Genomic DNA, 24348 nt, shown 5'->3' with positions numbered 1-24348 from the left:
TGCATGCAAGACAAGGATTTCCGCCCACTGCTGGTGGATCTGGCCACCGGCGTCTGGCGACTGCGGGACAAACTCGGCGCCGACCAGCACGCCGATGATCCCGGCAAGCTGCTGAAATCCATTACCCGGCAAGTGAACTCGCTCAGCGATGCGCTGGCCGACGCCGGTGTCGTCGTGCAGACGCACACCGGTGACCGATTCGACGCCGGACAGTCGGTGGAGGTGGTCGCCTTCGCGCCCTCGGAGGCGGTGACCTACGAGACGGTCACCGAGACCATCACGCCGACCGTGTATATCGACGGTCACCTGTCCCAGCGCGGCCAGATCATCGTCGCCGTTCCGGAAAACGGTGCGGCGCAGACCGATTCGGAGGCGCTGTGATGAGCCGCACGACCGTCGACTTCGGTATCGATCTCGGCACCACCAACAGCGCCGTCGCCGTGCTGCGCGGTGTCGACGCCGAGGTGATCAAGAACAACGAGGACGCCGACACCACACCGTCCGCCGTCTGGATCGACAAGCGGGACAAGCTGCGCGTCGGCCGGGCCGCGAAGGAACGCGCCGAATCCGACCCGGACAACACCGCCGCGGAATTCAAGCTGCGCATGGGAACCGCCCAGGAGAAGGTGCGTTTCGCGGCCAGCGGCCGGGAACTCACCCCGCCCCAGCTCTCGGCCGAGGTACTGAAATCGCTGCGCGCCGATGTCGCGCAGCGGCTCGGTGAGGATATCGAGGCGGCCGTCGTCACGGTTCCCGCGGCCTTCGATATGAGTTCCTGCGAGGCGACGCGGGTCGCGGCCGAGGCGGCCGGGCTGCGGTTCGCCCCGCTGCTGCAGGAGCCGACCGCCGCCGCGCTGGCCTACGGCTTCCAGTCCGCGGACGAGAACGCCCGCTGGCTGGTGTACGACCTCGGCGGCGGCACCTTCGACGCCGCGGTCATCCAGTTGCGTGACGGCGAGTTCACCGTGCTCAACCACCGCGGCGATAATCATTTGGGCGGCAAGCAGATCGACTGGCGCATCGTCGAGGAGCTGCTGATCCCCGCGGTGCGTGTGGAATTCGGGCTGACCGATCTGGCCCGCGGCGCCGCGCGCTGGCGGCCGGTGGTGAACAAGCTGAAGCTGCACGCGGAGAAGGCGAAGATCGCGCTGTCGCGCGGCACGTCCGCCGATATCGAGATCGACCTCGACGACGGCACCGGGCGGCGCTTCGAGTTCTACTACGAACTGCGCCGCGAAGATGTGCAGCGGCTGGCCGAACCGTTCCTGACCCGGTCGGTGAACCTGTGCCGCAAGGCGTTAGAGGAGGCGCGGCTGGGGGCGGGCGATATCGCCAAACTGATCCTGGTGGGTGGACCGACCCTGTCACCGTATCTGCGGGAACATCTCACCCACCCCGAGCACGGCCTCGGCATCCCGCTGGATTTCAGCCAGGACCCGCTCACCGTCGTCGCCCGCGGCGCGGCGATCTTCGCTGGGACACAACGGATTCCGGGCGGCGCGGCACCGGTGGCCGCACCGGGCGGATTCACCGTCCAGCTGGAGTACTCCCCCGTCGGCCCCGATACCGAACCGCTGATCATCGGCCGCATCGCCGCCGCCGACGGCACCGTACCGGCCGGGCTCACAGTGGAATTGGTGAACTCGACATCGCGGCCACCGTGGCGCGGCGGCAAGGTCGCCGTCGCCGAGACCGGCGTGTTCAGCACCACGCTGTGGGCGCAAGCGGGGGTCGCGAATACCTTCGAGATCGAACTCGCCGACGCCAGCGGCACCCGCCGCGAACTCACGCCGAATACGCTGACCTACACCGTCGGCGCGGTGGAAACCCAACCGCCGCTGATCCATTCACTCAATGTCGGCCTCGCGGACAACACGACCGTCCGGCTGATCGAGCGCGGCACCCCGCTGCCCGCTCGCGCACGCAAGCGGCTGCGCACCGCCGCCCCCGTGCACCGTGGCGGCGGGCGCACCGGCCTCATCCGGATTCCGGTGCTGGAGGGTGAACACGCCAGGGGCGACCGCAATCGCACGATCGGGCGGCTCGACATCACCGCCGACCAGGTGGAGCGCAGCATCCCGGAGGGCAGCGAGATCGAGGTGACGCTCGAGATCGACGCGTCCCGAATCATGGTGGCCCGCGCCTACATTCCGTATCTGGACGCGGAATTCGAGAACGTCATCGATCTGCACACCGAAACCCTGCCGGACGCCGCCGACCTGCGCCGCGAGACCGAGCAGGAGTTGGCGCGGCTGGCCGCGGTCCGGCAGCGGCACCGCGATATCGGCAACCCGACCTCGGAGCTGCTGCTGGCCCGCATCGACGACGAGCAGACCGCCACCGACACCCAGCAACTGGTCGAGGCCGCCGCGGCCGATCCCGACGCCGCCGTCGCCGCCCAGCAGCGCTTGCGTGACCTGCGGGCCGCGATCGATGAGGCCGAGGACGAGCTGCTGTGGCCGAGCCTGGTGGTCCGGGCGAAGGAACTGCTCGCATACGTCCGCCGCGCCGTCGACGAGGTGCGCGACGAGATCTACCGCAGACAGTTCGACAACCTCGAGGTCGCGGTGCGCGACGCGATCGAGAGCCGGGCGCCGGATCTGCTGCGCCAGCGCACCGCGGAGCTGAGCCTGCTGTGGCGCCAAATCCTCGACCACACCGGCGAACTGCCCATCCTCATCTTCGAAAGCCTTGCCAGAGACCGCAACCAGATGATCGACCTGCGCCAGGCGGACGATCTGATCGAACAGGGCAACACCGCGGTCCGAGCCGGTGAGGTCACCCGGCTGCGCATGATCAACGCCAGGCTGCGTCAACTGTTCGCCGAACCACCCGCCGAGCCCGACCCCTTCAGCACGATTCGCGGCGCCTGAGAATGGATGCAGCCATGGTGGAATCCTGGATCAGCCCGAAAGCGGTCAAGGGTGCGGACAGCACCATCTCCGGCCGGGGCCTCGTTGCCGTCGCACCGATCGCTGCGAGTGAGACCGTCGCGGTCAAGGGCGGTCACATCGTCACCACCGACGATCTGCGCCGACTGCCGGAACGCCTGCAGAATTCGGAGATTCAGATCGACGACGATCTGCACCTCGTCGCGAAGACCGATGACGAATACGAACGCGTGATGCTCTTCATCAACCACTCCTGCGAACCCAACGTCGGGTTCGCGGGAAACATTCTGCTGGTCGCCATGCGGGATATCGTTCAGGGGGAGGAGCTGACCACGGACTACGCGCTGTTCGACGACTACGACGGTTCGATGGACTGCTCCTGCGGGCATTCGACATGCCGCCGGGTGATCGACGGCCGCGACTGGCAGCGGCCCGACCTGCAGGCCAAGTATCGCGGCTACTTCTCTCGGTATCTCGCCCGGCGCATCAGCTGATCGGCCCCCGAAAAAATTCCACGTCGGCGATGTCGAGAACGTTCGGGCGGCTCCGTCCCAGGAGTACGAGCGGCCGAACGGGCCTCGACGATACGAAGGAGCCATCATGGGACCGAATGCGATCAGCACGATCCTGAATCTGCCGATCAGCCAGGAACTGCTGAACCGTGACCTGTTGCGAATGGCCTATGTCGCCAAGGACGGCACGCCACGCAACGTTCCGGTCGCCTTCGTCTGGAACGGTTCCCAGATCGTGGTGTGCACCTCGAAGAACGCGCCGAAACTGCCTTCGCTGCGCCGTAATCCGATGGTGGCGTTGACGATCGACACCGAGGTGCATCCCCCGAAGATCCTGCTCATCCCCCACCTGGGCCAAACTCATCGACTTCGACACCACCCTCCCCACCGCGGTCGAAGAACTGATGCGTCAGCGAGCCGAACGCGAAAACGCTTGAGCCCCAACGGCGCGGTGGTCATCGGCTATCGGCGGCCGGACTCGCTGAGCACTGTCGGTAGTTGCTGGAACCGGTATGGTGGCGTCGTGGAACCGAGTTTGGGCAAGGGCGATCGTTGCGAATTGCCCGCCACTGCTTTCGCTTGGCTTACCGACGACCCACAACCGGGCATCGTTCTGGTCGAATTCGCCGACGCATACGGCCGACCTCACCAATTGGTCGGCAAGAGCGTCTACTTCGGTGGTGACCTGGGACGCACATCGGCCTACCCCCGCCCGACCAGCATCGGGTGCGTAATCGAGGACGTCAAGGACGGCATCGCCACCGTCAGTACCGAGTTGCTGGAGGGTGGCCCAGACTGCGTACCTTTCATCTTCGATGTCCGAGTGGACATCCTCGGTCCAGTCTGACCGGCTGACGTAGAGTCGCTTGCCAACCTCGGCGTACTCGGCCCGCACCACTTTCGGTGACGACCACCGGCTGCACAGCGGGGCACCGTCCCGCGAGCGGATCATCCGGATCTATGCGAACATATGTTCGTGTCCGGAGGTGGTGCGGGGGTGCGGGGGCGGATTGTGGCGCGCTCGGATGCCTCGATCCTGCATGCGGATCTGGATTCGTTTTATGCGTCGGTGGAGCAGCGGGACGATCCGCGGTTGCGTGGGAAGCCGGTGATCGTCGGCGGCGGGGTGGTGTTGGCGGCCAGTTATGAGGCGAAGGCGTTCGGGGTGCGGACGCCGATGAACGGCGGGCAGGCGCGGCGGCTGTGCCCACAGGCGATCGTGGTGCGCCCGCGCATGTCGGCCTATGCGGAGGCGAGCCGGGCGGTATTCGAAATATTCCGGGACACAACGCCTTTGGTGGAGGGCATCTCGATCGACGAGGCCTTCCTCGATGTGCGCGGGCTGCGTCGCATCGCGGGCGAGCCCGAGGACATCGCGCATCGGCTGCGCGCCCGGATCCGCCGCGAGGTGGGGCTGCCGATCTCGGTCGGCATCGCCCGCAACAAATTCCTCGCCAAGGTGGCCAGCGCGGTCGCCAAACCCGACGGGCTGCGCCTGGTCGAACCCGACCGCGAACTCGACTTCCTGCATCCGCTGCCGGTCGAAAGACTTTGGGGCGTAGGCGATGTCACCGCTCGCACGCTGCACGAACACGGCATCACCCGAGTGGGTCAGCTCGCCGAACTCGGCGAGGGGCCGCTGCGCGGCATCCTCGGTCCGGCCGCGGCACGGCATCTGCACGCACTGTCCTGGGCCAGAGATCCGCGCCGGGTGGAGACCGGGCGGCGCCGCCGCTCCATCGGCGCCCAACGCGCGCTCGGCACCCGCTACCGCCCGCCCGACGAGATCGAGGCCTACCTGCACGGGCTCGTCGACCGGCTCGGCCGCCGCCTGCGCGCCGCCGACCGCGTGTGCCGAACGGTGGTGCTGCGCTTGCGTTTCGACGATTTCGCCCGCGCCACCCGCTCACGCACCCTGCCCGCCGCCACCGACGACACCGCCGCCCTGCTGCATGCCGCCCGGCTGCTGCTCGCCGCGGCCATGCCGCTCATCCAGGAACGCGGAATAACCCTCATCGGCCTCGCGCTGACCAACCTCGACGACGCCGATCACGTCCAACTCACCCTCCCGTTCACCCCGCGCGCCACCAACACCCTCGACGCCACCCTGGACAGCCTGCGGGAACGCTTCGGTTCCGGCGCGGTCACTCGCGCGGCACTGCTCGGCCGTGGCGAAGGACTTTCGGTGCCGCTACTGCCCGATTGAATCGAGGGCATAACCACCCAGGTCCGCGAAATGCCGCGACTCACCGCATTTCGGACAACGCGCTCGCCGGACTTTATCCATCGGGTTCGGTCGGTGCGGACCTCGACGGGAGCCAAGAAGGTGAACCACCACCATGGTCACCATCCATCATCCTGCCCGTGACCTCACGGATCACAGCCGCTCGATGATGGTGGCGTTGGCGAGTCCGCCTGCCTCGCACATGGTTTGCAGACCGTAGCGGCCGCCGGTTTGGTCGAGGTGGTTGACGAGGGTGGTGAGCAGGCGGGTGCCGGAGGCGCCCAAGGGGTGCCCCAGGGCGATCGCGCCGCCGCGGGGATTGAGGCGGGCCGGGTCGGCGGCGAGTTCGTGTTGCCAGACGAGCGGGACGGGTGCGAATGCCTCGTTCACTTCGTAGGCGTCGATATCGTCGATGGACAGGCCCGCTTTGGCGAGCACCTTGCGGGTGGCGGGGATGACCGCGGTGAGCATCAGCGTCGGGTCGTCGCCGGTGACGGCGAAGGAGTGGAAGCGGGCGCGTGGGCGCAGGCCCAGCCGGTTCGCCGCGGTCTCGCTCATGATCAGCGCGGCCGAGGCGCCATCGGTCAGCGGTGAGGAGTTGCCGGGGGTGATCGACCAATTGATCTCGGGGAAGCGCTGTTTCATCGCCTCGTCGACGAATGCCGGTCGCAGCGCGGCCAATCCGTCGGCCGTGGTGCTCGGGCGAATGGTTTCGTCCGCGGTCAGGCTGCCCGCGGGCACGAGTTCGCGCCCGAAGCCGCCCGCGGCGGCGGTTTCCGCGGCGAGCCGATGCGAGCGCGCGGCGAACGCGTCGAGCGCCTCGCGGTCCAATTTCCAACGCTGCGTGATGATTTCGGCGGCGATACCCTGCTGGATCAGCCCGTCGGGGTAGCGGTGGGCCAGTGGTGCGCGGTTGGCGTCCTTACCCTGCGCGTTCGAGAACATCGGCGCCCGGCTCATCGATTCCACGCCGCAGGCGATGACGATGTCGTATGCGCCCGCGAGCACGCCCTGTGCGGCGAAATGCGCGGCCTGCTGGCTGGATCCGCACTGCCGATCCACCGTGGTGGCGGGCACCGACTCCGGAAAACCCGCGGCCAGCGCCGCGGTGCGGCCGATATTGAATGCCTGCTCACCGCTCTGCGTGACGCAACCGGCGATCACATCGTCGATCAGCGCCGGATCCAGGTCGTTGCGCTCCACCAGGTTCCCGAGCACCCCGGCGAGCAGCGTCGCCGGATGAACATCCGACAGTCCCCCACCGGGTTTACCCTTCCCGGACGGGGTGCGGACGACGTCGACGATGACGGCGGAAGTCATGGGCGCTCCTTGCGGGTTCTGGCAATCACGATGTGAATCACGATTAACTTAACTCACTGTACGCCGGGCCGCCCGCACAGGCGAGCCCATCCCGCCGTATCGTCGGTCCATGATCGACGAGCGCGTAGTGCTGCACGCCGCAGACGCCGACCTCACCGTCGACCCCGCCAACGGCTGCCGTCTGAGCAGCCTGCGCGTCGGCGATATCGAACTGTTGCGCCAGGGCCCGCGCTACGGCGCCTTCCCGATGGTGCCGTGGTGCGGCCGAACGGCACTGGGCCGCTTCGACAATCACGGCACCGTCGTACAACTGCCGATCAACAACCCGCCGCACGCGATCCACGGCACCGGCCGCGACACCGCCTGGACCGTGCTGCGCCGCGACGACCGATCGGCCGCTTTCGCCTACGAACTCACCGACCCCTGGCCGTATGGCGGGCGCGTCACCCAGACCGTCGAACTGTCCGCCGACTCGCTCACGCTCACCATGCGGGTGGAATCGGCCGCGGAATCCTTTCCGGCACAGGCCGGTTGGCATCCGTGGTTCAACCGCGATCTCGGCGCCGGCGCACCGGCGCGCATCGAATTCACCCCGGCCTGGCAGGAGGAACGCGGCGCCGATCACCTGCCGACCGGCCGCCGCATCGCCCCACGGCCGGGACCGTGGGACGACTGCTTCGGCATGCCGGGCGGCGTCGAGATCACCCTCAGCTGGCCCGGCGTACTGGAATTGACGGTCACCAGCCCGGCCGAGTGGGTCGTGGTCTTCGACGAACAGGAGGCCGCCGTCTGCGTCGAACCGCAATCCGGCCCGCCCAACGGTCTCAACACACTGCCCCGCCCGGTCACTCCGGAAAGTCCGTTGACGATGCGGACGAATTGGAGCTGGCGAAAGTTGTGATCCGGGCGCTTGTTACGGCAGGCAGGACTTTCCGATCCGACACAGGTCGACCGATCCCGGCGCGCCGGGATCGAACGATCCGGTCGCTCCCGGCGCGGCGATCTGGCCGATCAGGCCGAACATCCAACTCAGTGACAGATCGATGAAGTTCATCCAATACCTTCGGTTGTCGAGCACGGCCGTCGGCCGTCTGGCGTCCCGACCTTAACGGCACGGATGGCCACTCCGGCTTCCCCGCACTGGCAAGGTCACCGGCTTCGCTTGGGCCGCTTGTCCATCAACCGCAGGATCAGCGGCGTGAAGATCAACTGCATCGCCAGTTCCATCTTCCCGCCCGGCACCACAATGGAATTCGGCCGCGACATGAACGAATCGTGCAGCATCGACAGCAGATACGGGAAGTCGATCACCTTCGGATCGGCGAACCGGATCACCACGAAGCTCTCGTCGGCGGTCGGAATCGTCCGCGCGATAAAGGGATTCGAGGTGTCCACGGTCGGCACCCGCTGGAAATTGACATAGGTGCGGGAGAACTGCGGGCAGATATAGGTGACGTAGTCGGGCATCCGCCGCAGGATCGTATCGATCACCGCCTCACTGGAATACCCGCGCTCGGTCTTGTCCCGGATCACCTTCTGAATCCATTCGAGGTTGATGATCGGCACCACCCCGACCAGCAGATCGGCATACCGCGCCACATCCACCGTCTCGGTCACCGCGGCCCCGTGCAGTCCCTCGTAGAACAGCAGATCGCTGCCGGGCGCCAACTCCTCCCACGGGGTGAACGTACCCGGTTGCTGCCCATAGGGTTTCGCCTCCGCATCGTCGTGCAGATACCGGCGCACCATGCCGACCCCGCTCGCACCGTAGTCGCGGAACAGCGCCTCCAACTCCTTCAGCAGATTCGCCTCCTCGCCGAAATGCGAGAACCGGTGGTTGCGATGCTGTTCGGCCTCGGCCATCGCCAGCTTCATCTCGCCGCGGTCGTAGCGGTGGAACGAATCCCCTTCCACGATCACCGCATTGATCCCCTCACGCCGGAAGATCTCCTGAAATGTCCTGGTGACACTGGTCGTTCCGGCGCCGGACGATCCGGTGATCGCGACAACGGGATGTTTGACCGACATGGGCGCCTCACTTCAACGGGCGGAACAGGGACCGGGTGCCGAACAGCGAACTGTCGAAGCTGGGCCCCTCCTCCGGTTCGCGGTGGTAGCGCTCGATGCGCTCGACCTCGTTGCGCGAACCGAAGATCAGCGGAACCCGCTGATGCGCCCGATCCGGTCGCACCTCGAGCACCCGCTCGTGACCCGTCGTCGCCGCACCGCCCGCCTGCTCGACGATGAACGCGATCGGATTCGCGCCGTAGAGCAGCGAAACCCGTCCCGGCGAGCGAGTGTCGTGCGGATACAGGTAAACCCCACCGCGAGTGAGGATGTGGAAGGTGTCGGCCACCAGGGAGGCCACCCAGCGCATATTGAAGTCGCGTCCGCGCGGCCCCTCCGTGCCGTCGAGGCATTCGTGGACGTAGCGGCGCACCGGCCGCTCCCAGAACCGTTCGTTGGCGGCATTGATCGCGAAACCCGAAGTGTCGTCGGGGATTCGCATCCGCGGATGGGTGAGCACGAACGCCCCGATCTCCCGGTCCAGGGTGAACCCGTCGACGCCGCTGCCGGTGGTGAGCACCAGCATGGTCGCCGGGCCGTAGAGGGTGAATCCGGCGCACACCTGCCGCTCGCCGGGTTGCAGGAAGTCCTGTTCCGTTGCCGCGCAACCCGTTTCGCCCGGCGCCCGGAGCACGCTGAAGATGGTGCCCACCGGCAGGTTGACGTCGATATTCGACGAGCCGTCCAACGGATCGAAGGCCAGCAGGTATTTGCCCCGGCGATGAGTGTCGGGCACCGGATGCACCTGCGGCAGTTCCTCGGACAGCAGTGCCGAAAGATGGCCCGTCCACTGGGTTTCGCCCACCATGATGTCGTTGGCGATCGCGTCCATCCTGCGATGCACGGTGGCGGGCAGGTTATCGGCCTCGTGCGCGCCGAGCGATCCCACGATCGCACCCCGGGTCACCTGGTTCGCGATGATCTTCGTGGCCGTGGCGACCACATTCACCAGGGCGGAGAACTCACCGGAGGATCCGGGATGCCGGTGCTCCTCCTCGATGGTGTATCGGGTGAGGGTCTTCAAACCTTCCGGCATGGCTGCGCTCAACTCCTCACGGGGATGCCCGTTCGCTGTCCGTCGCGGCGAATACACTGCTGCCCAGCACATCTCGGTCGGTCAGCGTCATCAGATCCGGCTTCGACAGCGGGCGGCGCGCCTCGACCAGCCGCTTGGCCTGCCGTAAGCGGCAGCGATCCAAGGCGTTTCGCACGCTGCGGGCATTCGAGAACCGCGGCCGCGTCATCCGCAGCGTCAGGTATTCGGCGAAGGCAGCCCGGCCCGCCGCGTCGAACCGGAAATTCTCCCGCGCCACCATCAGATCCGCGATGGCCATCAGCTCGGCGTGGCTGTAGTCGGTGAACTCCAAATGGTGCGCCACCCGCGAGGACAATCCCGGATTCGCGGAGAAGAACCGCTCCATCCGGTCCGGGTATCCGGCGAAGATGACCACCAGGCTGGTCCGCTCGGATTCCATTTCCTGCAACAGTATTTCGATGACCTCCTGCCCGTAGTCCCGCTCGTTCTCCGGACGGAACAGGTAGTAGGCCTCGTCGATGAACAGCACCCCGCCCGCCGCCTTGGCCAGCGCCTCCTTCGTCTTCGGCGCGGTGTGGCCGATGAACTGGCCGACCAGATCGTCGCGGGTCACGGTGTGCACCTTGGGTTTACGAATGTAGCCCAGTGCGTGCAGCAGTTCGGCCATGCGCAGCGCCACCGTCGTCTTGCCGGTGCCGGGTCCGCCGGTGAACGACATGTGCATCGTCGGGCGCGAGGCGCTCAGCCCGAACCGCTGCCGGGCCCGATCGATCAACAGCAGCGCCGCGATCTCCCGCACCCGGCGCTTCACATTCGCCAGGCCGACCAGTTCGGCGTCGAGCCGGTCCAGCGTCGCGGCCACGTGGTCACCGGCGATATCGGCCGAAAGATCCAGCAGCGCATCATCATCCAGCGGCGGCTCGGGTTCCGGCGCCGTTTCGGCGAGCACCGACCGGGGGCCGTCGCCGCCCGGCCGGTGCATCCGGAAACCGGCCGATCCCCCGTCAACCGACATACCGGCGCCCCTGCGGCACATCGGTGGCATAGGAGTGCACACCGTAGCGCTGGCGCCGGTCCGCGCCCTCGACGCGGGTGAGCAGGAAGCCCGGCTCCTCGGCGGGACGCTGCACCAGGAAACTCAGCGCGGTCGTCTGACGGGTGTAGCGGGCGTCGTAGGCCAGCACACGGACGTAGTGGTTGGGGAATGTGGCTCGGCAGGAATCGATTTCGGCGAGCACGCCGTCGGGCTCGTCGAGATCGAACAGCGGCAGGCCCCACATCTCCCAGTACGCGTTGCGCGGATGCGGGTCGTCACTGTATTCGATCGACACCGGCCACCCGTTCAGCAGTGCGTAACGCACCTGAGCGGCGATCTCGGCGTCGGTCAGCTCGGGCAGATACGAGAAGGTGCCGTGACGCAGATACATGACTGTGCTCCAAGGGATTTCAGCGAGTGGCCGTCGGCACCGCATCGGGGGCGTCGGTGGATGTGTATTCGAAGGTGACATCGCCCCAGGTCGCCAGCGCGACATCGAGCGGGCGGCACCACTCGGCGGCCTTGCGCAGCACCTCGGGACCCTCCCGCAACAGATCACGACCTTCGTTGCGTGCCTTGACAACCGCCTCCAGCGCCACCCGGTTCGCCTCCGCGCCCGCCGCGATGCCCAGCGGATGCCCGATGGTGCCGCCGCCGAACTGCAACACCACATCGTCGCCGAAAAGGTCCAGCAGCTGGTGCATTTGGCCGGCGTGGATCCCGCCCGACGCCACCGGCATCACCCCGGGCAGGCTCGCCCAATGCTGGTCGAAGAAGATCCCGTTCGCCGGTTCGGTGCGAATGTGGTTCTCCCGCAACGTGTCATAGAAGCCGCGGGTGGTCGCCGGATCGCCCTCCAGCTTGCCGACGACGGTGCCCGCGTGCAGATGATCCACCCCGATCAACCGGCACCACTTGGCCAGCACCCGGAAACTCACCCCGTGTGTCTTCTGCCGGGTGTAGGTGGAATGCCCGGCCCGGTGCAGATGCAGCAGCAGCCCGTTGCGCCGGGCCCAGCGCGACATCGACTGCATCGCGGTGAAACCGACCGTCAGATCCATCATGATCACCACGCTGCCGAGCTCCCTGGCAAATTCGGCGCGCTCGTACATTTCCTCCATGCTGGCCGCGGTGACATTCAGGTAGTGGCCCTTGATCTCACCGGTCTCGCACATCGCCCGGTTCACACCCTCCATCGCGAACAGATAGCGATCGCGCCAGCGCATGAACGGCTGTGAATTGATGTTCTCGTCGTCCTTGGTGAAATCCAGGCCGCCCTTGCACGCCTCATAGATCACCCGGCCGTAATTGCGGGCCGACAGACCGAGTTTCGGTTTCACCGTCGCACCGAGCAGCGGGCGGCCGTATTTGTTCAGGTATTCCCGCTCCATCACCGTTCCGTGCGGCGGGCCCTGAAACGTCTTCACATACGCCACCGGAATGCGCATATCCTCCAAGCGCAGCGCCAGCAGCGGTTTGAAACCGAATACGTTGCCGATGATCGACGAGGTCAGGTTGGTGATCGAACCCTCCTCGAAAAGATCGAGATCATAGGCGATATAGGCGAAATACTCGCCCGGCCGGCCCGGTACCTCGTCGAGCCGGTAGCACTTCGCCTGATACCGCGAATGCGCGGTCAACCGGTCGGTCCACACCACTGTCCAGGTGGCCGTGGAGGATTCACCCGCCACCGCGGCGGCCGCCTCGACCGGATCCACTCCGCGCTGCGGCGTCACCCGGAAAACGGCCAGCACATCGGTATCGGACGGCCGATAATCCGGCGCGTAGTATCCCATCGACGCATAGGATTGGACGCCCGGATCCCAGCGGTCCCGTTCGGTTTCTGCGGCCATCGTTCCTCCCGGTTTCCGGCGCCTCGGCGCTTGGTGGATTCCAGGATGACGGCCGCCTCAGCGACAAACAATTTGAATGTTTCTGCGAATACCCAACGAATAATTCGAGTTTCGTCTCACCAGCCGATGGGTACCGACCGCCGACCGCCGCAACGTGCCGCCGCTCCACGCCAGCTGGCATCTACTTGCATACTTGGAAAGTAGATGCCAAGATCGACGGCACAGCATCGACCGCTTCATCGGGAGGGATCAACAACATGGACGCACACCAAGCACTCGGAATCGCCGCGGGCGCACAGCAGGCCGCCGCCCGAAACCGCACCCCCGGTTGGTATCCCCCGCTGTTCGCGGCGCTGTGGGCCATCGGCGCGGAGGCATTCGGGACTTCGGTCCTACTCGGCCGGGACACGGCATGGTTCGGACTGCTCAACGGCGTGTGGGCCACCGCGTGGGTCGCGATGATCGCGCTCACCGTGGTGATGGCCCGGCACGGCGGCGTCGTGCGCCGGCCGTCCCTGCGGCCGAAAGCTCAACGCTGGATCGACAATGCGCCCGATATGGCGGTTGTCGCGGTTGCCGTCGCGGTCGGATTGACCGCGGGCGTCGGCTGGGCCTTCATCGTCGCCGGTGTCCTCGGTGGCGCATCCGGATGGTTCCGGTTGGCCCGGATGCACCGATGAGCGGGCTGGAACCGGGATTTCACCATCCGACCAGATTGGCGGTGGTCGCCTTCCTCTCCGGCTGCACGGAGGCCGAATTCCGCGCTGTCCGTGAGAGTTGCGGGATCTCCGAACCGACGCTCAGCAAACTGGCGACCGCGCTGGAGGCGGAGGGGCACGTCAAGATCCGCAAGGGGTATATCGGTCGCAGGCCCCGAACCTGGTTGTCGCTCACTCGCTCCGGCCGGGCGCGGCTCACCGCCCACCTGGCGGCGCTACAGGAAATCGCCGCCGTGAACGCGCGCAACGCGGCGGAGATGGACTAGCGGTGCCGGAAACGCAGCACGGCCGACCACGGGGTGCGGCCCGGGCGACGCGGATCCGGTTGCGGCAGATAGCTGAACGGGCGCAGCACCAACGGCAGCCGCCGCAGTTTGCGCGCGGACACCATGAGCTGTTCGAGATCCGTTATCTGCCAACCTAATTCCTCGAAGAATCCGGCGCCGTTCGACGGTTCGAAGCGCAGCGGCGCGTTCTCGAACACCGAGCCCGCCCGGCCCCTCGTGATCCTCGTCGCCAGATCGGCTATCCACCAGGCGATTTCCGGGCGCGCGAGATCCTGTGCGAGCCGCGTCACGGTGGCGTTGTCGAGGTAGACCAGCAGCCCCTCGGTGAGCACCAGCGCGTTGCCCGCCGCGCCGGTCCGGTCGTGCGGGCCGAGCGCCTCGTCCAGGAACGCCTTGCGCGCGCCGTCATCGGCCAGGTCGACGCCGTGGCGCCGCAGCACGCAGCGCGGGGTTTCACCGGCCAGCGCGGCATCCTTCTCGGCCACCATCTCCGGCAGGTCCGCCTCGATCCACAACAACTCCGGCGGCAGCTCCAGCCGATAGGGGCGGGTATCGAGTCCGGCGGCCAGGTTCAGCACCCGATCACAGCCCGCCGCAATGGATTTCGCGATCAGGTCGTCGATCAGCTTGGTGCGCGTCACCACCGGCCACCCGTTGCGCATCAGCGACGGCGCCGCATCGGCGATCGCATACCCCTGCGGCCCGGCCAGCCGGTCGGCCAGCGGATCACGGAACACCGCATCCGGTCGGGCGGTCTCCCGCGCCCGATACGCGGCCACCCAGCGGGCGGTGTCGGACACATTCGTCGGTACTGTCCGGTCTGCCATGATCGCCAGTCTGGCACAGGTTCGCGCGTGCGCGTCGGATACGCGGTCACGGGGTCCGGCGAGCCAGCGCGGGAAGCCAAGCGTGGCCGGGGTACAGGCGGGTGAGCCATTCCGACAGTCGCGCGGCGCGATAGTCGTTGAGCAGCGGCAGGATTCGTGCGAAATCACCGTCGTCCTTCGGGCGGCGGGCTCTGGCCTTGAACAGCAGCGCCACCTCCGGGATCACGTACGGGATGCCCGCCGGTCCGGTCTCGATCAATTCCGCGTAAGGCAGGGTAATTGTGTTGTCCCGGCGGCAGATCCAGCGGTCGCCGTCGTGTGGTTCGCGGAAGACGTCCAGGTGGTATTCGCCGGTGGCGGGGTCTCGCAGCCAGGTCTGGTGGAGTTCGGGGTGGTCGGCGGCGTCGGCGTAGGGCCATACCGTGCCCGCGCCGACGACATCCCATTCGTACTCCGGCAATGCGGCGACCACCTCGCCGAATGCGGCTCGGGGAACAGTGATTTCGATATCGCCGTGGTCGCGGGTCTGTTCACCGGCGAACAGGTCCAGCGCCCATCCGGCGGTGACGCACCAGGGTACGGAGACGCCTGCGAGCTTCGCTGCTACCTGAGCCGGTGTCCACGCTTTCCATCGGCGCTCGCACTCGGCCAGGTCGATTCGGCGGCCGCCCGCCGGGAGATCGTCGTCCATGTGTACGAATCTCGCATCAGAGCCGTCGCTTCAGCCAGTCCCGGGTGAGATCGGCATGCCAAGCCTGATAGGCGCGCAGGCCCGGCGATTTGGGTGGCGCGGGTTGTCTGCTGTTGCGGGCCCAGAAGCCGTACATCGCGCACATCATCGCGAGGATGGCGGCCGGGTCGACGTCCGCCGTGAGCGGATGGGCGGCGAAGATCGGTTCCGGGTCGACCCCGGCCGCCAACATGGATGGGCCCAGCAGCACCAGATCCACCCAGGCCGCGCCGTGACACGGCCAGGCCCAGTCGACCACCAGGACTCGGCCGTCGGATCGGATCAGCATGTTGTCGGGGCGAAGGTCGGTGTGCAGCAACGTATTTCCAGTTGCTGGTGGGCACCATCCGGCCTCTAGGTCGGCGAGGCGGTCCAGGTTGCGCAGCGACCATTCGTCGAGGTCGGTGGGCGGGCCGTGTTCGGCGAATCCTCGCCACCCCGTGAATGCCACACCGTACGCGTGCTCGATGGTCGGCGCGTCCGGCAGCGGGTTCGGGGTGAGTACTTCGGCCAGTTCCTCGACCGTGCGTAGGACCGTTGACAGTTCGGCCGGGTCGTCCAGCCGTGGATGGCGACCGGCGACCGCCTCGAACAACAGCACCAGCCAGCCGTCCGCCTCCAGCGTGCCGAGCGGCCGCGGTGTCGGCGTCCGCACCGGAAGCCCGGCGACCGTTGCGCTTTCGGCGCGATACATCGCCGCCAACGGATCGGCGCATTCGATGGCCTTGGCGAAAACCGTTCGGCCGCTAGCTAGTTCGAGCAGCGCCGCCATGCCGTGGGTGAATCCACCCTGCGGTGTGACCACCGCGATGACCGTGTCGCGCAACTGTTGCTGGACCGCGTTGCGCACCGCGTCGGGCAACTGCTCCCAGCGCGTGCGATGTGGTCGGTCGTCGGACATGCCGCCATCGTCTCGCCCCGTCCCGGCTGTCGCCAGCCAATTTCGACCACGCCACAAATCATTTGGCCGCATCGAACGGGCTTGTTATGGTGGCGGCCATGAGCTCCCCGGAGTCGTCCAGACGTTAGCCGCTCGGCCGCTGTGCCGGGCGGCGTTGTGAGCGAGCCATAGGCGCAGCTGCCTTACCCGCGACGGAGCCGAGCGCCCGCGAGGCGTCGTCGTGAGCCAACCATTGCTCCTGTTCGTGCCGTTCACAACGCCGGACGCTGTTGGTTTCTGCCGTCGGGTTCGCCCGACTCCGCAACCATCTCGGCGCCGCGAATGTGACTGTGGCGCCAGGTATTCCGGGAGTTGTCTTGCCCATTGTGGTTTTCGTCTTCGCTGTCGCGGTCTTCGCGCAGGGTACATCCGAGTTCATGGTGTCGGGTCTGCTGGCACCGATCGCCTCCGATATCGGCGTTTCCGTCGGCGCCGCAGGCCTGCTGACCTCGCTGTTCGCGGCGGGCATGGTGGTGGGTGCGCCGATCATGGCGATGGCGGCGGGCCGATTGCCGGTCCGCGTCGCGACCGCCGCCTTCCTGGCGCTGTTCTGTGTGGCGCACGTGATCGGCGCTGTCACAACGGATTTCACCGTACTGCTGGCGACACGCGTACTCGCCGCGGTGTCCAATGCCGGATTCCTCGCCGTCGCGCTGGCGGCGCTGCCCCGATTGATCGGCCCGGCCCGGCTCGGGCGCGCCACCTCGGTGGTGGTGTCCGGGGTGACGGTGGCCTGTATCGCGGGTGTGCCCGCGGGCACGCTGCTCGGACAGATATGGGGTTGGCGTTCGGCGTTCTGGGCCGTCGCGGGCCTCAGCGCGCTGGTCCTGATCCCGGTGTGGGCGCTGACCGGATCCGATCACGCTCAGCCGCCGGAATCGCCCATTCGCCGCGAGTGGATAGTGTTGGGCCGCAGCGAAATCCGCACCCCGGTCGCGCTCGGGGTGCTCGTCAATGCCGCGACGTTCGCCGGGTTCACCTACCTCGGCGCCATCACCGCGGCGACCGGCGCGGACGAGCGGTGGATTCCGTTGGCGCTGGCCCTGTTCGGGCTCGGCTCATTCGCCGGTGTGACGCTCGCCGGGCGTTACGGCGACCGCCACGGCCGGACGATCATCGACACAGGAACCGTTGTGCTCGTGGGGGTTTGGGTACTCGCGGCGATCACCGCCCACACGCTCGCCGGAGTATCCGCGCTGGCCGTGGTGACCGGCGCGGTCGCATTCGGTGTCGGCTCGACCCTCATCGCGACGATCGTGCGCACCGCGGCGCCGAGCGCACCACATATCGCCGGTGCGCTGGCGACCACCGCCCTCAATATCGGCGCGGTCCTCGGCCCCGCACTCGCCGGACTCGTCGTCGATCACACCGGCCGAGCCACCGCGGCACTGTGGACCAGCGCCGTATTCACCTGTGCCGCCTGCGTTTTCCCGTACGCGACAACGGCCGGATCACGGCTCAGCTCGCTGCGACGAGCTCCCTTTCGCAGGCGCGCAGGATCCGTCCGAACACGTAAGTGATGACGGGCCCGGCGATTCTGCGCGTCACGAACGCGCCGCCGAACGGCACCTCGACGGTGGTGCTCCACACCACCCTGGTGCCACCCGGCACCGCCTCGAACGTCATGGTGCCGCCCTCGTGGCGGGCGGGCGGAAAGCTGTGGTCCACAACGTAATCGAACGCCTTCGGCGCGTCGTACCGGGTGATGCGCTCCACGAACCGGCCGATCAGCCAGGTGTGCTGCCGGATCGCGCCCAGCCCGTACGGCGCGCCCTCACCGGGCCGGGTGAGCACATCACGCACCACCCACCCGCTGCGCTCATAGTTCGACGTCACCGAGCACCAATCGAATACCCGCTCAACCGGTGCCGCGATAACGCGCTCGACAGTAAAGGTCTCCATGTCGCCTCCAAAGTTCCCGACACCCCACAGACACCGCCCAGACGAACACCGTGACACCGCGCCGGTGTGACCTGCCGCACAACCACGCCGACCGGCGAGCCGCCGGTTGTTGGTCGAGTCGGATGTCAGAGCCTGATACCTACTGCCGATAGATCGTGTCGCAGTGTGTCGATCTCGAGTAGTTCGTGGATCCATATCGGTGCGGTGATTCGGTGGTGTGTTACCTCCTGGACGGTCGTGGCGGCGACCGCGGCTGTGGCCAGGGATTGTCCACGGCCGGTAGCCCACCGAATCGGTCCGTCGGCGGGTCGGGCGAGGACCACCCATCTGTCGCTGCCGGGCATTCGCCGTGGAGCCAGCGCCCGCAGTGCCGGCGCCCAGGTGAGTGCCGCCAGCCCGGCGGTGGCAAGCCGGGAATCCAGTCTCAGATAAGTGCGGACGGGGACCGCGTATTCGCGGGTGAGTCGGTGAAGTCGGCGCGCAGCGCGGGAAACGGTTTGTAGCCGGCCGGTCCGGGGACCGTGAAGCGCGCGGGTTTGGTGAAGTTGCGGACGCTGGTGCCGTCGTGGTCGGCGAAGTGCCGTCCCAGCAGCCGATAGGTCCAAGCCGTCGCGGCGGGACCGTGGCGTTCGCCGGAACCGAGCCCGATCATGATATCGACCGGGCCGAGGTCGCCCGAGAGCGCGTCGACGGCGAGCAGGGTTGTCAGGCCGGGCGCCAACCCGACGCCGAGTACCACCGGCCCCTCGACGTGCTCCAATGCCTGCACATAGTCGGAGGTCGCTGAGATCTCGACGAATACGACCCCGCGGCGGGTGCACTCCTGGGCGAGCCGGATGTCTTCGGCGCCCGTGCAATTCACCACGATCGATACCCCGGCCAACGCGGTTGTGAAACTGTCCATCGCGGTTACATCGATCACCCGGTCCGCGCGTGCCGCGTCGCGTCCGGCCGCGAGCACCGGGATTCTCCGCGCGCGCAGCAGCCGGACCAGGTGAGCGCCGACGGCTCCGTACCCGCCCAGTACCAGCACGCTCACCGCGCCCCCTCCGGCGCGGACGTTTCCACGGAGTCTCCGTTCGATCGTCCTGATGGGAGCAATTGCAGGATGAGAGCCTCGGCGGCCCAGGACGTCCACTCGGCATCGGTCCAGCCGCGCTCGTGGACGAGTAATCGGTAGGTTTCCGGGGCCAGCGTGGCGAGCGCGATATCGGCAGCGCGGGCAGCAGTGATACCCCGGCACAGCGGTGTCTTGGCGGCGAGGGCCTCGGCCAGGCGGAGCTGGACCAGGTGACGCTGGGCGATATTGGTTTCCCAGGGCTCGGCGAGTTCGGGATCGGTCGCCGCGGCCGACCTGATCACCTCGAGCAGCGGGCTGACACGGGCGTAAATCGTTGCCGCCGCGGCGACTTGAAGCCGGATCTGCTCGGTGGGCGCAGCCGCCACCGCCGCCGCGAACCAGGGACGGTCCATGGTGGCGACCGGTTCGGTGTCGCCGGCGATCTCGATGTCGAGTAGTTCGGACAGGATCGTGCGTTTGGTGGCGAAGGTGAAGTAGAGCGTCTGCTCCGCCATCCCCGCCCGCTCGGCGATCGCCTTCATCGTCGTCGCCGTATAGCCGCGGGTGGTGAACAGTTCCCGTGCCGCCGCCAGCATCTTGGCTCGGTTGGCCATTGTCTTGGCCGCCCGCACACCGGTGTTTTTGCCTGTCATGCCTCGAATGCTACTTCACTAGAGTGTCACTCTAATGAGATTCGCTATAGTAATGCTCTAGCGATCACCGGCACCGCGGCGCTGTTGACCACCGGTTACGCCGGATCGAATCCCGGGAAACTGGATCACCAGATGACGAGTCCACCGCCGACGCCCAGAGCGCGCCCTGCCGCGATCTGGATGTTCGCCAGACGGGCCGCGACCGCATTGATCACCGTCAGATGTGTCGCATCGGGCCACGCCGGGTACGGGAACGGCGCAATCATGTCGAGGTTGCCGGTCTCCCGGGGCGCGTCGTAAAGGCAAGGGGCAGTACGGGTTCGAGTACCCTCCACCGGACTGCCCATGGACGGTTGCCGAGGGGATCAGTCGTCCCCGCCTCGCTCCAGCGTGCGCACCACGTTCACGGTGCGCAGCTTGTCAGGGTTGCGGACCGCGTAGAGGCCTGTGATGCGCTCCCCCGACACCTCGATCATCAGAACGGAATCCAAACGACCTTCGGAGCGCAGCAGAACCGCGGGTAGTGCGTTGAAGGTGCCGAATTCGATGTCCATGTCCGCCATGGTGTTTCGGGCGAGGCGGATGAGGAATCGGGCGACCGGTTCGGCGCCGACGATGGGGTGGCGGGCGGCGGTGACGCGACCGCCGCCGTCGGAGATCTGGACGACGTCGGGGGCGAGGACGTCCATCAGGGCTTGGACGTCACCGGTGCGGGCGGCGAGCAGGAAGCGGCCGATCACCGCCTCGCTGGTGTCGGTGTCGGGTTCGAAGCGTTTGCGGCGGGCCTGCACGTGTGAGCGGGCGCGGTGCGCGATCTGGCGCACCGCGGTATCGGATTTGCCGATCATGCCCGCGATTTCGACGAGGCTGTGCCCGAACACCTCGGACAGAACGAACACCGCCCGCTCGGTGGGTGTGAGCGTCTCCAGCACCAGCAGCATCGCCATCGACACCGATTCGGCCAGCAGCACATCGTGGCTGGCGTCGTGTTCGGTGCGGATCGGTTCGGGCAGCCAGCTGCCGAGGTAGTCCTCGCGCCTGCGCCGCACCGTCCGCAGTTGGTTCAGCGCCTGGCGGGTGACGATCTGGACCAGATAACCTCGCGGGTGCTCGACCTCGGCGTGATCGGTGTCGCGCCAGCGAAGATAGCTGTCCTGCAACACATCCTCCGCGTCGGCGGCGCTGCCGAGGATCTCGTACGCGATGGTGAACAGCAGCGGCCGCAGCTGATCGAATACATCCGCTTCGCTCATACCGGCGCACCGACCGGGTCGGCCGCTACGGCCGGACCGCGCAGCCACCAGTGCAACCGCGGATGCCGGAGCTCGAACAGCGTGTAGCGGCAGACGCGTTCCTTGAGCACGGCCGCGGCCCGCCCGGAAAACGCGATCCGGACCGGGGTGTCGTCGACGCGCGAGACCTGGATGAACCCGTCGCGCCGCCCGAGGCTGATCCCCTGCCCGCCCATGCCGATCGAGATCGGCGCGGGTTGCGCGCCCCGGATCAGCGCGAGCACGGTGTCCGCGCCGTGTGCTCCCAACGGTATCGCTGCCTGGCAACTCATTCGCAAATGATCGCCGACATCGTGGGGCGGCGCAACGGCGTCACCGATGCCGACAATCCGCGGATGGTCCACGCACACCAGCGTCTCATCGGTGCGCAGCCGTCCGTCGGCGGCCACCGGTAGTCCGCTGCGTCGCGCCAGGTCCGGCACCGCGAACGAACCCGCCCACACCGTGCAGTCGCTGAACAGCGGCCCCGCGTCGGTTACGATTTCGTTCGCGCGAATACCGTTGACCCGCAACCCAGTACGCAACACCACACCGAGATCCGCCAGCCTGCGCGCGATGGTCGCCCTGCTCGCCTCCGGCAGCCATCCCGCGACCGTATCCGAGACCAATTCGACTGTCAGCGCCGGATACCGGTAGGCGATCTCCGCGGAGCTCTCGATTCCGGTGAGGCCACCCCCGACCACGACGACCCGAGCGCCGGCGGGCAGCCGCCGCAGTTTGGCGCGCAGTGCCTCGGCGGTGTCGAAATCGGCGATGCTCCAGGCATGTTCGCATCCGACGGGCCCCAGCGCCGCCATACTGCCCACCGCGTAGAGCAGATAATCGAAATCGATCACCGCACCGTCGTCGAGCCGCACCGACCGCGCACCGATCGTCTCCGCCGTCGCGACCCGCAGCCGCACCGAGGGATGCAGCAACTCGCTCAACGGCCGCCACGCCACCGCACCGCCGGTCGCGTGCTCGTGCAGCCTGATCCGTTCCACGAACTCCGGCCGCGCATTGACGACCGTCACGTGAATATCCGAATTACCTTTGGCCGCAATCCGATTCGCTGCCATCACGCCCGCGTACCCGGCGCCGATCACCACCACGTGCGTCACCGCGACCACCTCCCGATTCGTTCGAAGCCGATACCTCATGGACACCGGGAATGCCGCGACCGTGACGCCGCGACGTTGTGTCACCGATCACAGGCCCGGAACGCGTCTTTCCCGACCGCCGCCGGATCGGTGATGTGCGACAGGAACAGCCGGGCCGTCGGGGCCGGGCTGCGGGTGGTGGTGGCATGCCACGGCCGGTCCAGCGGCGTACCCGGCACCGTGAGCACCCGCAGCACCCCGGATGTCAGGTCCTGTGAGATGGCATCGCTGTGAATCAGCGTGACACCCAACCCTTCTCGCGCTGCCGCCAGCACCGCGCCGTGGGTGCCGAGGGTCAGCGTCGGCGGGTTGATCTGCAGCCGTTCGAACAGGCTCAGCGTGGCTTCCCTGGTCCCCGAGCCGCGCCCGCGCAGTAACCAGGTGGCGCGCAACGCGTCTCGCTCGTGTGGCGGGCCCACCACGACGAGTTGACTGGCCCGGCGCGCCCTGGTCACCAGGCCCGCGTCGCGCGGCGGCCGCCCCGCGATGACGAGATCCGTTTCGTGATGCCGCAATTCGAGGAACAGCACATCGCGCGGATGAATCGACAGGCTCAGCTCGATATCCGGATAGCGACTGCGGAACGAGACCAGCGGGCGCAGCAGCACATACTCCCCGGCCGTCGCGACCACCCCGATCCGCAGCCGTCCGGTCTCGGCCTGCCGCACCGCGGCCTGGGCCTCCTCCATCAAACCGAGGATGCTGCGGCAGTAGTCGGCGTAGACCCGGCCCGCCTCGGTGAGCGTGATCCCCCGACCGGATTTGGCAATGAGCTTGGCGCCCAACTGTTTTTCGATATGCGCCACCGCCGCCGACACCGCGGCCTCGGTGACGTGCAACTGCGCCGCCGCCCGCCGGATGCTGGCGTGACGGGCGACGGCGAGGAACGTTTCCATCCGGCCCGCGCTCACCATGCCCATGACGGCTGCGCGCGGGCGCCGGTCAGTTCTTCCGCGCCAACCCCGAAACGATCAGCTGTTCCCACACCGTCGGCCGCCGCGCCGTCTCACCGGTCGCGGCATCGCGCACATCGGGCCGCCAGGCGACGCAGTAGGTGATGCCCGGCTCGAGAATTTCCAGATCGCCGAACAGCTCCCGGATCTCGTTGTCGTCGCGCCACCGGCCGCGCCCGAAGGTGTCGTGCAGTTTCCGCTCGGCCGCCTCGGTTTCCGCATTGTGCCCGGACCGGAAGTGCGAGATGTAGACCAGACTGCCCGGCACCAGCTGATCGGTCCAGTAGCGCACGACCTCGGCGGGATTCTCCTCGTCGTTGAGGTGATGCAGGATGGCACTGAACACGATCCCGACCGGTTGGCTGAAGTCGATCAGCCGCGCGACCTCCGGATCGTCCTGAATCCGCTTCGGATCGCGCAGATCCGCCTGGATCACGGTGGTGCTGTTGTTCGTGGCCAGCAGCGCCCGAGCATGCGCGAGCACGATCGGATCGATATCGACATAGACCACCCGGCTGCCCGGCGCATGCCGTTCGGCGACCTGATGCACATTGTCGACAGTGGGCAACCCGCTGCCGAAATCGAGGAATTGCCGCATCCCGGCGGCCGACATATCGCGCACCGCGCGGATCAGGGCCTGACGGTTCGTCTGCGCGATCGCCACCGAACCGGGCAGTTCGTTCTTGAAATGGTCGCCGACCTGCTGATCGACGAGATAATTATCCTTGCCGCCGAGTAGGTAGTCGTAAACTCGCGCGATGCTCGGCTTGCTCTGGTCTATCGTGTTCGGCTGATCGGCCATGTCAACACCCTCGTCCACGAGTTCCGTGCCTGCCCTTCATGGTAGGAGACCGCGCCTGGCGAGGTGCGCGCTTCGCCAACCCGAATCATCCGCCACGAACCGGGC

At 67.2% G+C, this 24348-nt stretch carries 27 protein-coding genes; 9 read left to right on the top strand and 18 right to left on the bottom strand.

All coding sequences use genetic code 11. The features are described from left to right. Positions 1-3: 3 nt before the first annotated feature. The 5 genes from LGY53_RS32725 to dinB all read left to right on the top strand — a co-directional run bounded on the left by LGY53_RS32725 (position 4) and on the right by dinB (position 5609). Entirely contained in the window at positions 4-381 is a 378-nt protein-coding gene (locus LGY53_RS32725; RefSeq protein ID WP_225730562.1) for a hypothetical protein, read from the top strand. Further along, positions 381-2873: an Hsp70 family protein gene (locus LGY53_RS32720; RefSeq protein ID WP_225730561.1), complete on the top strand. Its 2493-nt coding sequence runs from the start codon at positions 381-383 to the stop codon at positions 2871-2873. The genes LGY53_RS32725 and LGY53_RS32720 overlap by 1 nt, the downstream gene beginning before the upstream one ends. 14 nt (positions 2874-2887) lie before the next feature. After that, positions 2888-3385: an SET domain-containing protein gene (locus LGY53_RS32715; protein WP_225730560.1), complete on the top strand. Its 498-nt coding sequence runs from the start codon at positions 2888-2890 to the stop codon at positions 3383-3385. A 106-nt stretch (positions 3386-3491) separates the two neighbouring features. Continuing rightward, positions 3492-4250: a pyridoxamine 5'-phosphate oxidase family protein gene (locus tag LGY53_RS32710; protein ID WP_225730559.1), complete on the top strand. Its 759-nt coding sequence runs from the start codon at positions 3492-3494 to the stop codon at positions 4248-4250. Between the two features lie 123 nt (positions 4251-4373). Next, positions 4374-5609: a DNA polymerase IV gene (dinB, locus tag LGY53_RS32705; RefSeq protein ID WP_374111262.1), complete on the top strand. Its 1236-nt coding sequence runs from the start codon at positions 4374-4376 to the stop codon at positions 5607-5609. 171 nt (positions 5610-5780) lie between these two features. Here the strand turns inward: dinB and LGY53_RS32700 are convergent, their stop codons facing one another. Then, positions 5781-6947 carry a thiolase family protein gene (locus tag LGY53_RS32700; RefSeq protein WP_225730557.1) on the bottom strand — a complete coding sequence of 389 codons (1167 nt, stop codon included), beginning with the start codon at positions 6945-6947 and terminating at the stop codon, positions 5781-5783. Between the two features lie 109 nt (positions 6948-7056). Between LGY53_RS32700 and LGY53_RS32695 the strand changes: the two genes are divergently transcribed. After that, positions 7057-7848 (top strand): aldose 1-epimerase, encoded by a 792-nt coding sequence (locus LGY53_RS32695; protein WP_225730556.1) that lies wholly within the window; start codon positions 7057-7059, stop codon positions 7846-7848. A gap of 12 nt (positions 7849-7860) precedes the next feature. Here the strand turns inward: LGY53_RS32695 and LGY53_RS32690 are convergent, their stop codons facing one another. The 6 genes from LGY53_RS32690 to LGY53_RS32665 all read right to left on the bottom strand — a co-directional run bounded on the left by LGY53_RS32690 (position 7861) and on the right by LGY53_RS32665 (position 12939). Further along, a complete protein-coding gene (locus LGY53_RS32690) occupies positions 7861-8001 on the bottom strand; it encodes a hypothetical protein (protein ID WP_225730555.1) in 141 nt (46 codons plus the stop codon). A gap of 95 nt (positions 8002-8096) precedes the next feature. Further along, positions 8097-8975, bottom strand: coding sequence for a phosphoribulokinase (locus tag LGY53_RS32685; protein WP_225730554.1), 879 nt, complete (start codon positions 8973-8975; stop codon positions 8097-8099). A 7-nt stretch (positions 8976-8982) separates the two neighbouring features. Then, the gene (locus LGY53_RS32680; RefSeq protein ID WP_225730553.1) at positions 8983-10050 is read right to left on the bottom strand and encodes a class 1 fructose-bisphosphatase; all 1068 of its coding nucleotides are present in this window, start codon (positions 10048-10050) and stop codon (positions 8983-8985) included. 16 nt (positions 10051-10066) lie between these two features. Continuing rightward, entirely contained in the window at positions 10067-11065 is a 999-nt protein-coding gene (locus LGY53_RS32675) for an AAA family ATPase (protein ID WP_225730552.1), read from the bottom strand. Continuing rightward, positions 11055-11477: a ribulose bisphosphate carboxylase small subunit gene (locus tag LGY53_RS32670; RefSeq protein WP_225730551.1), complete on the bottom strand. Its 423-nt coding sequence runs from the start codon at positions 11475-11477 to the stop codon at positions 11055-11057. Before LGY53_RS32670 ends, LGY53_RS32675 begins: the two co-directional genes overlap by 11 nt. Positions 11478-11496: 19 nt before the next feature. Further along, the gene (locus LGY53_RS32665; protein WP_225730550.1) at positions 11497-12939 is read right to left on the bottom strand and encodes a form I ribulose bisphosphate carboxylase large subunit; all 1443 of its coding nucleotides are present in this window, start codon (positions 12937-12939) and stop codon (positions 11497-11499) included. A 257-nt stretch (positions 12940-13196) separates the two neighbouring features. On the opposite strand from LGY53_RS32665, the gene LGY53_RS32660 reads away from it, so the two are divergent. After that, on the top strand, positions 13197-13619 hold the full coding sequence (locus LGY53_RS32660; protein ID WP_225730549.1) for a hypothetical protein: 423 nt from the start codon (positions 13197-13199) through the stop codon (positions 13617-13619). After that, on the top strand, positions 13616-13924 hold the full coding sequence (locus tag LGY53_RS32655) for a transcriptional regulator (RefSeq protein ID WP_225730548.1): 309 nt from the start codon (positions 13616-13618) through the stop codon (positions 13922-13924). The genes LGY53_RS32660 and LGY53_RS32655 overlap by 4 nt, the downstream gene beginning before the upstream one ends. Here LGY53_RS32655 and LGY53_RS32650 read toward each other — a convergent pair. Genes LGY53_RS32650 through LGY53_RS32640 form a run of 3 tightly spaced genes read right to left on the bottom strand, consistent with a single transcriptional unit; the run spans position 13921 to position 16403 of the window. Then, positions 13921-14772 carry an SAM-dependent methyltransferase gene (locus tag LGY53_RS32650; RefSeq protein WP_225730547.1) on the bottom strand — a complete coding sequence of 284 codons (852 nt, stop codon included), beginning with the start codon at positions 14770-14772 and terminating at the stop codon, positions 13921-13923. The genes LGY53_RS32655 and LGY53_RS32650 overlap by 4 nt on opposite strands. Before the next feature lie 46 nt (positions 14773-14818). Continuing rightward, complete coding sequence (locus LGY53_RS32645) at positions 14819-15463, bottom strand: nucleotidyltransferase domain-containing protein (protein WP_225730546.1); 645 nt, start codon at positions 15461-15463, stop codon at positions 14819-14821. Positions 15464-15479: 16 nt separating this feature from the next. Then, a complete protein-coding gene (locus tag LGY53_RS32640; protein WP_225730545.1) occupies positions 15480-16403 on the bottom strand; it encodes a phosphotransferase in 924 nt (307 codons plus the stop codon). 365 nt (positions 16404-16768) lie between these two features. Here LGY53_RS32640 and LGY53_RS32635 point away from each other — a divergent pair, with 365 nt between their 5' ends. Beyond that, positions 16769-17962, top strand: a complete 1194-nt coding sequence (locus LGY53_RS32635) for a Cmx/CmrA family chloramphenicol efflux MFS transporter (RefSeq protein WP_225730676.1) — start codon at positions 16769-16771, stop codon at positions 17960-17962. On the opposite strand, the gene LGY53_RS32630 is transcribed toward LGY53_RS32635, so the two are convergent. The 8 genes from LGY53_RS32630 to LGY53_RS32595 form a co-directional block, all read right to left on the bottom strand. After that, a complete protein-coding gene (locus tag LGY53_RS32630; RefSeq protein WP_225730544.1) occupies positions 17901-18344 on the bottom strand; it encodes an SRPBCC family protein in 444 nt (147 codons plus the stop codon). The genes LGY53_RS32635 and LGY53_RS32630 overlap by 62 nt on opposite strands. A 424-nt stretch (positions 18345-18768) precedes the next feature. Then, the gene (locus LGY53_RS32625) at positions 18769-19383 is read right to left on the bottom strand and encodes an NAD-dependent epimerase/dehydratase family protein (protein WP_225730543.1); all 615 of its coding nucleotides are present in this window, start codon (positions 19381-19383) and stop codon (positions 18769-18771) included. Then, entirely contained in the window at positions 19380-20057 is a 678-nt protein-coding gene (locus LGY53_RS32620; RefSeq protein ID WP_225730542.1) for a TetR/AcrR family transcriptional regulator, read from the bottom strand. The genes LGY53_RS32625 and LGY53_RS32620 overlap by 4 nt, the downstream gene beginning before the upstream one ends. Positions 20058-20182: 125 nt before the next feature. Continuing rightward, positions 20183-20323, bottom strand: coding sequence for a hypothetical protein (locus LGY53_RS32615; protein WP_225730541.1), 141 nt, complete (start codon positions 20321-20323; stop codon positions 20183-20185). Between the two features lie 99 nt (positions 20324-20422). Beyond that, positions 20423-21310 carry an RNA polymerase sigma-70 factor gene (locus LGY53_RS32610; protein WP_225730540.1) on the bottom strand — a complete coding sequence of 296 codons (888 nt, stop codon included), beginning with the start codon at positions 21308-21310 and terminating at the stop codon, positions 20423-20425. Continuing rightward, on the bottom strand, positions 21307-22449 hold the full coding sequence (locus LGY53_RS32605; protein WP_225730539.1) for an FAD-dependent oxidoreductase: 1143 nt from the start codon (positions 22447-22449) through the stop codon (positions 21307-21309). Before LGY53_RS32605 ends, LGY53_RS32610 begins: the two co-directional genes overlap by 4 nt. Positions 22450-22529: 80 nt before the next feature. Beyond that, entirely contained in the window at positions 22530-23408 is an 879-nt protein-coding gene (locus LGY53_RS32600; protein ID WP_225730538.1) for a LysR family transcriptional regulator, read from the bottom strand. 22 nt (positions 23409-23430) lie between these two features. Further along, positions 23431-24243, bottom strand: a complete 813-nt coding sequence (locus LGY53_RS32595) for an SAM-dependent methyltransferase (protein WP_225730537.1) — start codon at positions 24241-24243, stop codon at positions 23431-23433. Positions 24244-24348 lie beyond the last annotated feature (105 nt).

Source organism: Nocardia sp. JCM 34519.1, assembly GCF_020361265.1.
Lineage (GTDB): Bacteria > Actinomycetota > Actinomycetes > Mycobacteriales > Mycobacteriaceae > Nocardia > Nocardia arthritidis_A.
Note: the sequence above shows the minus strand (reverse complement) of the source record. Positions and strands in the feature narration are given on the sequence as shown.